This is a genomic window from Actinotalea sp. JY-7885 (genome assembly GCF_014525465.1).
Taxonomy (GTDB): Bacteria; Actinomycetota; Actinomycetes; order Actinomycetales; family Cellulomonadaceae; genus Actinotalea.
On the sequence record NZ_JACEXH010000144.1, the window covers coordinates 1 to 8,446 of the forward strand.

Genomic DNA, 8,446 nt, shown 5'->3' on the forward strand with positions numbered 1-8,446 from the left:
GGCCAAGCGCTCGCCGGCCCAGGCGACCTCGCGCACCCCCCGGGAGCCCGACGCCGAGCCGACGACGCCCCCCGAGGCGTCGGCCACCCCTGCGACGGCCCCGTACGCCGCCGTCGCGGCGGCGAAGCCGAACGCGCCCGAGGCGCCGCCCGAGGCCACCGTGGAGAAGCTGCGCGGCCCGGCCGCGCGCGTCGTGGTGAACATGGAGGCCAGCCTCGAGGTCCCGACGGCGACCTCGGTGCGCGCGGTGCCGGCCAAGCTCATGGTCGACAACCGCATCGTCATCAACAACCACCTCGCGCGCAGCCGCGGCGGCAAGGTCTCCTTCACCCACCTCATCGGGTGGGCCGTCGTCGAGGCGCTCGGCGACATGCCGGCGATGAACGCCGCCTACGCCGAGATCGACGGCAAGCCGGGGATCAAGCGCCCGGGCGCCGTGAACTTCGGGCTCGCGATCGACCTCGCCAAGCCGGACGGCACCCGCCAGCTGCTCGTGCCGGCCATCAAGGGCGCGGACCGCATGGACTTCGGGCAGTTCGTCGCCGCGTACGAGGACGTCGTCCGCCGTGCGCGTCAGAACAAGCTCACGGTCGAGGACTTCGCGGGCACGACGATCTCGCTGACGAACCCGGGCACGCTCGGGACGGTGCACTCCGTGCCGCGCCTCATGACCGGGCAGGGCACGATCATCGGCGTCGGGGCCATGGACTACCCGGCCGAGTTCCAGGGCGCCTCCGACGAGCAGCTGGCGCGCCTCGGCGTGTCCAAGGTGCTCACGCTGACGTCGACGTACGACCACCGCATCATCCAGGGCGCGCAGTCCGGCGACTTCCTGCGGATCGTCGGCGCGAAGCTCCTCGGCGAGGGCGGGTTCTACGACCGCGTCTTCACCGCGATGCGGGTGCCGTACGAGCCCGTCCGCTGGGTGCGCGACAACACCGTCGACCAGGACACCGAGCTCGCCAAGCCCGCGCGCATCGCCGAGCTCATCCACGCCCACCGCTCACGTGGGCACCTCCTGGCCGAGACGGACCCGCTGGCCTACCGCCAGCGCAAGCACCCCGACCTGGACATCCAGAGCCACGGCCTGACGCTGTGGGACCTGGACCGGGTGTTCCCGACGGCCGGCTTCACCGGCAAGCCCAAGGCGACCCTGCGCGACATCCTCGGCCTGCTGCGCGACTCGTACTGCCGGACCATCGGCGTCGAGTACATGCACCTGCAGGACCCGCGGCAGCGGCGCTGGCTCCAGGAGCGGCTCGAGTCCGGCTACGCCCGCACGCCGCGGGAGGACCAGCTGCGGATCCTGCGCCGGCTCAACGCCGCCGAGGCGTTCGAGACGTTCCTGCAGACGAAGTTCGTCGGGCAGAAGCGCTTCTCCCTCGAGGGCGGCGAGTCGCTCATCCCGCTGCTCGACGCCGTGCTGTCGCGCGCCGCCGAGAACGGGCTGGACGAGGTCTGCGTCGGCATGTCGCACCGCGGCCGGCTGAACGTGCTCGCCAACCTCGCCGGCAAGAGCTACGGGCAGATCTTCGCGGAGTTCGAGGGCAACCAGGACCCCAAGAGCGTCCAGGGCTCGGGCGACGTGAAGTACCACCTCGGCACCGAGGGCACCTTCACCGCCGAGTCCGGCGCCACGACCAAGGTGTACCTCGCGGCCAACCCGTCGCACCTCGAGGCCGTCGACCCGGTCCTCGAGGGCATCGTGCGGGCCAAGCAGGACCGCATCGACCTGGGCGGCGACGGCTTCTCCGTGCTGCCGATCCTCATCCACGGCGACGCGGCGTTCGCGGGCCAGGGCGTGGTCGTCGAGACGCTGAACCTGGCGCAGCTGCGCGGGTACCGCACCGGCGGCACCATCCACGTCATCGTCAACAACCAGGTCGGGTTCACGACCGGGCCCTCCTCGTCCCGCTCGTCCCAGTACGCCACCGACGTGGCCAAGGGCCTGCAGGTCCCGATCTTCCACGTCAACGGGGACGACCCCGAGGCGTGCGTGCGGGTGGCCGAGCTCGCGTTCGAGTACCGCGAGCAGTTCGACCGCGACGTGATCATCGACATGATCTGCTACCGCCGGCGCGGCCACAACGAGGGTGACGACCCCTCGATGACGCAGCCGCTCATGTACAACCTCATCGAGGGCAAGCGGTCCGCCCGCAAGCTCTACACCGAGTCGCTCGTCAGCCGCGGCGACATCACGGTGGACGAGGCGTCGCAGGTGCTGCAGGACTACCAGAGCCAGCTCGAGCGCGTCTTCACCGAGACGCGGGACGGCGCCTACACCCCGGCCGCCTCGACCGAGCCGGTGTCGGGCCTGGAGAAGCCCGAGTCGCAGCTCGAGGACGCCGGGCGCATGGTCGGCTGGCGCACCGCTGTCGACGTCGAGGTGCTGCACCGCATCGGGCGGGCCCACGTCCGCCCGCCCGCCGGGTTCACGGTGCACCCCAAGCTCGAGCAGCTGCTCAACAAGCGGGAGCAGATGTCCCGCGAGGGCGGCATCGACTGGGGCTTCGGCGAGCTGCTCGCCTTCGGCTCCCTGCTGCTCGAGGGCACGCCCGTCCGGCTCGCCGGGCAGGACTCGCGTCGCGGCACCTTCGTGCAGCGCCACGCGGTGCTGCACGACCGCCGGACCGGCGCCGAGTGGACGCCGCTCGTCTACCTCTCGAGCGACCAGGCGAAGTTCTGGGTCTACGACTCCTCGCTCTCGGAGTTCGCCGCGCTCGGCTTCGAGTACGGCTACTCCGTCGAGCGCCCGGACGCCCTGGTGCTCTGGGAGGCCCAGTTCGGGGACTTCGTCAACGGCGCGCAGACGATCATCGACGAGTTCATCTCGTCCGCGGAGCAGAAGTGGGGTCAGCGGTCCTCCGTGGTGCTGCTGCTCCCCCACGGGTTCGAGGGCCAGGGCCCCGACCACTCGTCCGCCCGCATCGAGCGGTTCCTGCAGCTGTGCGCCGAGGACAACATGACCGTCGCGGCGCCGAGCACGCCGGCGTCCTACTTCCACCTGCTGCGCCGCCAGGCGTACGACCGCCCGCGGCGCCCGCTCGTCGTGGCGACGCCCAAGTCGATGCTGCGGCTCAAGGCCGCCGCCTCGGCCGTGGAGGACTTCACGTCGGGCACGTTCCGTCCCGTCGTCGGCGAGGAGCACCTCGGCGACCCGGGCCGCGTGGACCGCGTCCTGCTGTGCTCGGGCAAGGTCTACTACGACCTGCTCGCGCAGCGGGTCAAGGCCGAGGACGACCGCACCGCGATCGTGCGCCTCGAGCAGCTCTACCCGCTCGAGGGGGCGGCGCTCGCCGAGGCCGTGCGGCCGTTCGGCGACGCCGAGGTCGTCTGGGTCCAGGAGGAGCCGGCCAACCAGGGTGCCTGGACCTTCCTGGCGCCCCAGCTCGAGGAGGTCCTCGGGCGCCCGGCACGGCGCGTCTCGCGGCCCGCGTCGGCCTCCCCGGCCGCCGGTTCGAGCAAGAAGCACGCGAGCGAGCAGGCGGCCCTGGTCCAGGAGGCCTTCGCACGCTGAGCAGGACGACGGCGGGTGCCCGACGGGGCGCCCGCCGTCGTCGTCGCTGCGCCCGCGTCAGGACGCTCGGTCGCGCTCCGCGGCGGTCCGCGTGCCGAAGGTCCGCCGGTAGGCGGCCGGCGTCGTGCCGAGCTCGCGGGCGAAGTGGTGCCGCATACCCGCCGCCCCCCCGAAGCCGGCGCGACGGCCGACCTCCTCGATCGCGAGGTCGGTGCGCTCGAGCAGCTCCTGGGCCCGCAGGAGGCGCTGCCGGGCGGTCCACGACGCCGGCGTCGTGCCCGTCGCGGCGCGGAACCGGCGCGCGAACGTGCGCTCGGACATCTGCGCCCGGCGTGCGAGGCCGGGCACCGTGATCTCCTCGTCGAGGTGCTGCTCCACCCAGGCGAGCAGCGGGGCGAGGTCGCCCTCGGGCGTCGGGACGGCGTGGTCGACGTACTGCGCCTGGCCGCCGTCGCGGTGCGGCGGGACCACCATGCGGCGCGCGATCGCGGCGGCGGCCGCCGCGCCGCGCTCCTGCCGCACGAGGTGCAGGCCGGCGTCGATCCCGGCCGCGGTCCCGGCGCTGGTGACCACCCTGCGGTCCTCGACGTACAGCACGGCCGGGTCCACCACCGCCGCGGGGTGCTCGCGCGCCAGCTGCGCCGCGTACATCCAGTGCGTGGTGCAGCGCCGCCCGTCGAGCAGGCCGGCGCGGGCGAGCGCGAACGCGCCGCTGCAGACGCTCAGCAGCCACGCGCCCCGGCGCTCCGCGGCACGCAGCACGTCGAGCACGTCCTCGTGCACCTCGCGGTCGGAGCCGTACGCGGGCACCACGACGAGGTCGGCGGCGGCCGCGGCGTCGAGGCCGTCGCGGATCACGAGGTCCATCCCGACCTTCGTGGGGACCACGCCGGGCACCGGGGTGCACAGCGTCAGGTCGAAGGCCGGGCCACCCGTGTCGCGGCGGTCGATGCCGAAGATCTCGCACACGACCCCGAGCTCGAACGGGGCGACCCCCGGCAGGACGACGGCTGCGACGGAGCGGAGCATGGCCGCAGCCTCCCACGGGTTGTGTCCGGAAGTCGACGAACTACGGCTCTTCTGCCACTCGTGGCGCGATTTCTTAGCTCGCAGACTTTCTGCCATGACCGCGCTGCTGCTCCTCGCCTCGACCCTCCTGCTCACGGCGCTCCTCGTCGCCGTCGTGCGCGCCGTCCGCCGCGACGGGTACGGCCACCGCCCGCCCCCGCGGTCGCGCGCGGCCGACCTCCTGGCGGCGTCGGACCGCTGGGCGCCGCGCCCCGGCTGAGCGGTCGACCCTCTGCCGCGCGTCGCGCGCCGACTGACGCGGCTCCTCGGCCAGACTGGCAGGCACCGACCTGACAGGAGGACAGAGGTGAACCCCGCCCGGCGCATCTGCGTGATCGGCGACGAGCTCGTCGCCGGCACCGGCGACCCCAAGGCCCTCGGCTGGGTGGGACGCGTCGCCGCGCGCACCCCCCTGGAGCCCCGCCCGCACGTCCTGACGCTCGCGGTCCCGTACGAGACGACCACCGCGCTGTCGGGCCGGTGGCAGGCGGAGACGGCGCCCCGCTTCGGCGCCCCGCCCGAGCAGGGTCAGCACCACCTCGTGATCGGCCTCGGCCACGCCGACCTGACGGCCGGCCTCTCGCTGGCGCGCAGCCGGCTGAACCTGGCGAACATCCTCGACGTGGCGGACTCCCAGCGCCTGGCCACGTTCGTCGTGGGGCCGCCGCCGAGCGCGCGGCTGGACGCCGACCGCCAGGCGGAGCTGTCGGCGGCCTTCGCCGACGTCGCGGCCCGGCGGCGGGTGCCCTACGTCGACACGTACACGCCCCTGGCCCGCCACGAGCAGTGGCTCGCCGACCTCGCCGCGTCGGACGGCACGATGCCGGGCCAGGCGGGCTACGGCCTCATGGCGTGGCTGGTCCTGCACACCGGGTGGCTCCGGTGGCTCGGCCTGCCCGAGGACGCCGTCTGAGGCACCGCCCTCAGCGCACGACCCCGGCGCCGCGGAGCTCGATCGTCAGGTCCTGCGGGTTGGTCGAGACCAGGCACGCGTCCTCGTAGGTCACCACCCCGTCCCGCACGAGGCGGAAGAGGTGCTGGTCGAACGTCTGCATCTGGTAGTACTCCCCCTCCTTGATCAGGTCGTGGAGGGGCGGGGCGTCGTACGGGTCGGCGATCGCGTCCGCCGTGCGTCCCGTGTTGACCAGGACCTCGACCACAGCGACGCGCCCCGTGCCGTCGGCCTTGCGCACGAGGCGCTGGGAGACGATCCCCCGCAGCGCCTGGGCGAGCGCGTGGCGCACCTGCTTCTGCTCGTGCGGCGGGAAGAAGTCGACGACGCGGTTGACGGTCTCCTGCGCGTCGATCGTGTGGAGGGTCGACATGACGAGGTGGCCGGTCTCGGCCGCCGACAGGGCCGCGCGCACCGTCTCGACGTCACGCATCTCCCCCACCAGGATGACGTCCGGGTCCTGACGCATCGCGGCGCGCAGCGCGACGGTGAAGTCGGCCGTGTCGAACCGGACCTCGCGCTGGGAGACGATCGCCTTCTTGTCGGGGTGCAGGATCTCGATCGGGTCCTCGATCGTGACGATGTTGCACTCCTTGACGGTGTTCACGAGGTCCACCATCGAGGCGAGCGTCGTCGTCTTGCCCGAGCCGGTCGGCCCCGTGACGAGCACCAGGCCGCGCGGCTCCAGCGCGAGCTCGCCCAGCACGGAGGGCAGCGCGAGCTCGGCGAGCGACTGGGCACCGAACGCCACCCGCCGGAAGACGAGGCCGAGCGTGCCGCGGGCCTGGTAGGCGTTGACGCGGAACCGGCCCACGCCGGGCAAGGAGAAGGCGAAGTCCGCCTCGTGCGACGTCGCGAAGGCGTCGACCATCTCCGGCGGGATCACCTCGGAGACCATGTGCGCGGTGTCCGCCGGGCGCAGGTCGCGTACCTGGAGACGCCGCAGGCGCCCGTCCACGCGCACGCGCGGGGCGGACCCGACCTTGCAGTGCAGGTCCGAGCCGTCGCTCGCGACCAGGGCGTGCAGGAGGGGGATGACGGACTCCGGCGCTTCACTCACCTGAGGTGGATCGGATCGCGGGCGCGCGAACTTGAGCCTCGCGTGGGTGTGGGACCATGGAGGCCGCCGGGAGCCCGTTCGGGTCCTGCGAATGACAGCAAGGAGCACGCGATGAGCAAGCGCGGACGCAAGCGCCGTTCCCGCAAGGGCAGCGCAGCCAACCACGGCAACCGCCCCAACGCCTGAGCCGTCGGCGGTGGGCGGCCCCGGCCCCCACCGCCCGGTTCAGCCGGCGCGCTACCCGCCCAGCGTGCGGGTCCGCAGCACGCTCAGCTGCTCCCGGATGCGCAGGTGCAGCTCCGGCGGCGCGCAGTCGGAGCAGGACCGCTTGACCAGGCGCTTGACGTGGTCCTCGATGTCGTACTGGGCCAGGCAAGGCTCGCAGTCCGCCAGGTGCGCGCGGATCTGGTCGCCCTCGGCCTCGCCGATCTCGGCGTCCAGGAACACGAAGAGCTTGCGCAGGGCCTCGGCGCAGTCCAGGCCGCCCGGCCCGACCGCCTGCCCCTCCTGAGTGGTCTCGTCCGTCACTGGGAGCCTCCCTCGGCGGCAGGGACGAGCCCGCGCTCGCGGGCGTAGTCGGTGAGGAGCTCGCGCAGCTGGCGGCGCCCCCGGTGCAGGCGGGACATCACGGTGCCGATCGGCGTGCCCATGATCTCCGCGATCTCCTTGTAGGAGAACCCCTCGACGTCGGCGAGGTACACGGCCATCCGGAAGTCCTCGCCGATCGCCCGGAGCGCGTCCTTGACGTCCGCGTCCGCGAGCGCGTCCAGCGCCTCGGCCTCCGCCGACCGCAGGCCGGCGGACGTGTGGGAGGCCGCCCGCGCGATCTGCCAGTCCTCGATGTCCTCGGTGGCGGACTTCTGCGGCTCGCGCTGCTTCTTGCGGTACGTGTTGATGAACGTGTTCGTCAGGATCCGGTACAGCCACGCCTTGAGGTTGGTCCCGGGCCGGTACTGGTGGAACGCCGCGAACGCCTTGAGGATCGTCTCCTGGACCAGGTCCTCGGCGTCGGTCGGGTTGCGCGTCATCCGCAGGGCGGCCGAGTAGAGCTGGTCGACATGGACCAGGGCTTCGGCCTCGAACCGCGCGGCGCGGGTGTCGGCATCCTCCTCCGGCGCGCGCTGGGTGTCCTCGCTCATCGTCACCGAGCCTAGTGCCAGCACGGGTCCTCGGCTCGGCGCCGACAGGCGCACGCCCACCCCGCGCGGCGGGGCCAGGAGGACGGTGCTCATGCCGTGCGCAACGCCGCGGTCGCGGGAGGCATTCCCGGCACGTTAGCGTGCGAGGGCTACGCCGAGCGCTAGGAGACGTCGATGATGGTCCGTCGGATCGCCAGGCCCCTGTTCGCCGCATGGTTCGTCTCGGAAGGGCTGGACGCGGCACGCCGACCGGACCCGCACGTCGCACGCACCACGGCCGCCTGGCAGAGCCTGGGCGGCGGGCGCCTGCCCGACCCTGTCGACGAGCACCGCCTGCGCCAGCTCGTGCGCGCGCACGGCGTGCTGATGGCGGTCGCGGCGTTCCTCCTGGCCGTCGGCCGGGCCCCGCGCACCTCCGGGCTGGTCCTCGCCGGCCTGACCGTGCCGCTCGCCGTCGTGAACCAGCCCTTCGGCCGGCCCGCACGCGTGGTCGCGACCGCGTCCGAGGCCGCCGAGGCGACGTCGGCGGGCCGCAAGCGGTTCGGGCGGCCGATCGGCGCGACGGGCGGCGTCGGGTCGTCCGTGCGACCGGGCGGCGCTGACCGGGCCGTGATCCGCGAGCGCTTCCTGCGCAACCTCACGATGATCGGCGGCGCCCTCCTGGCCGCCGCCGACACGCAGGGGCGCCCCGGGCTCGCCTGGCGCGTCGA

The 8,446-nt window shown here is 73.3% G+C and carries 9 protein-coding genes; 5 read left to right on the forward strand and 4 right to left on the reverse strand.

Annotated elements, in window-relative coordinates; all coding sequences use genetic code 11:
- The coding region (locus IDM29_RS12555; RefSeq protein ID WP_188037586.1) for a multifunctional oxoglutarate decarboxylase/oxoglutarate dehydrogenase thiamine pyrophosphate-binding subunit/dihydrolipoyllysine-residue succinyltransferase subunit at nucleotides 1–3,517 on the forward strand (3,517 nt) is incomplete at its 5' end.
- A gap of 57 nt (nucleotides 3,518–3,574) precedes the next feature.
- Here IDM29_RS12555 and IDM29_RS12560 read toward each other — a convergent pair.
- Complete coding sequence (locus IDM29_RS12560) at nucleotides 3,575–4,546, reverse strand: GlxA family transcriptional regulator (RefSeq protein WP_182111701.1); 972 nt, start codon at nucleotides 4,544–4,546, stop codon at nucleotides 3,575–3,577.
- 94 nt (nucleotides 4,547–4,640) lie between these two features.
- Between IDM29_RS12560 and IDM29_RS12565 the strand changes: the two genes are divergently transcribed.
- Nucleotides 4,641–4,805, forward strand: coding sequence for a hypothetical protein (locus IDM29_RS12565; protein WP_182111702.1), 165 nt, complete (start codon nucleotides 4,641–4,643; stop codon nucleotides 4,803–4,805).
- Nucleotides 4,806–4,892: 87 nt separating this feature from the next.
- Nucleotides 4,893–5,498 (forward strand): GDSL-type esterase/lipase family protein, encoded by a 606-nt coding sequence (locus IDM29_RS12570; RefSeq protein ID WP_182111703.1) that lies wholly within the window; start codon nucleotides 4,893–4,895, stop codon nucleotides 5,496–5,498.
- Between the two features lie 10 nt (nucleotides 5,499–5,508).
- Here IDM29_RS12570 and IDM29_RS12575 read toward each other — a convergent pair whose 3' ends face one another.
- Nucleotides 5,509–6,597: a type IV pilus twitching motility protein PilT gene (locus IDM29_RS12575; RefSeq protein ID WP_182111704.1), complete on the reverse strand. Its 1,089-nt coding sequence runs from the start codon at nucleotides 6,595–6,597 to the stop codon at nucleotides 5,509–5,511.
- 111 nt (nucleotides 6,598–6,708) lie between these two features.
- Between IDM29_RS12575 and IDM29_RS17780 the strand changes: the two genes are divergently transcribed.
- Nucleotides 6,709–6,783 (forward strand): 50S ribosomal protein bL37, encoded by a 75-nt coding sequence (locus IDM29_RS17780; protein ID WP_155859599.1) that lies wholly within the window; start codon nucleotides 6,709–6,711, stop codon nucleotides 6,781–6,783.
- 51 nt (nucleotides 6,784–6,834) lie between these two features.
- On the opposite strand, the gene rsrA is transcribed toward IDM29_RS17780, so the two are convergent.
- Nucleotides 6,835–7,125, reverse strand: coding sequence for a mycothiol system anti-sigma-R factor (gene rsrA / locus IDM29_RS12580; RefSeq protein WP_255491584.1), 291 nt, complete (start codon nucleotides 7,123–7,125; stop codon nucleotides 6,835–6,837).
- Nucleotides 7,122–7,829 (reverse strand): sigma-70 family RNA polymerase sigma factor, encoded by a 708-nt coding sequence (locus IDM29_RS12585; RefSeq protein WP_309232730.1) that lies wholly within the window; start codon nucleotides 7,827–7,829, stop codon nucleotides 7,122–7,124. Before IDM29_RS12585 ends, rsrA begins: the two co-directional genes overlap by 4 nt.
- Before the next feature lie 81 nt (nucleotides 7,830–7,910).
- Between IDM29_RS12585 and IDM29_RS12590 the strand changes: the two genes are divergently transcribed.
- On the forward strand, nucleotides 7,911–8,446 hold a 536-nt coding region (locus IDM29_RS12590), incomplete at its 3' end, for a DoxX family membrane protein (RefSeq protein ID WP_188037587.1).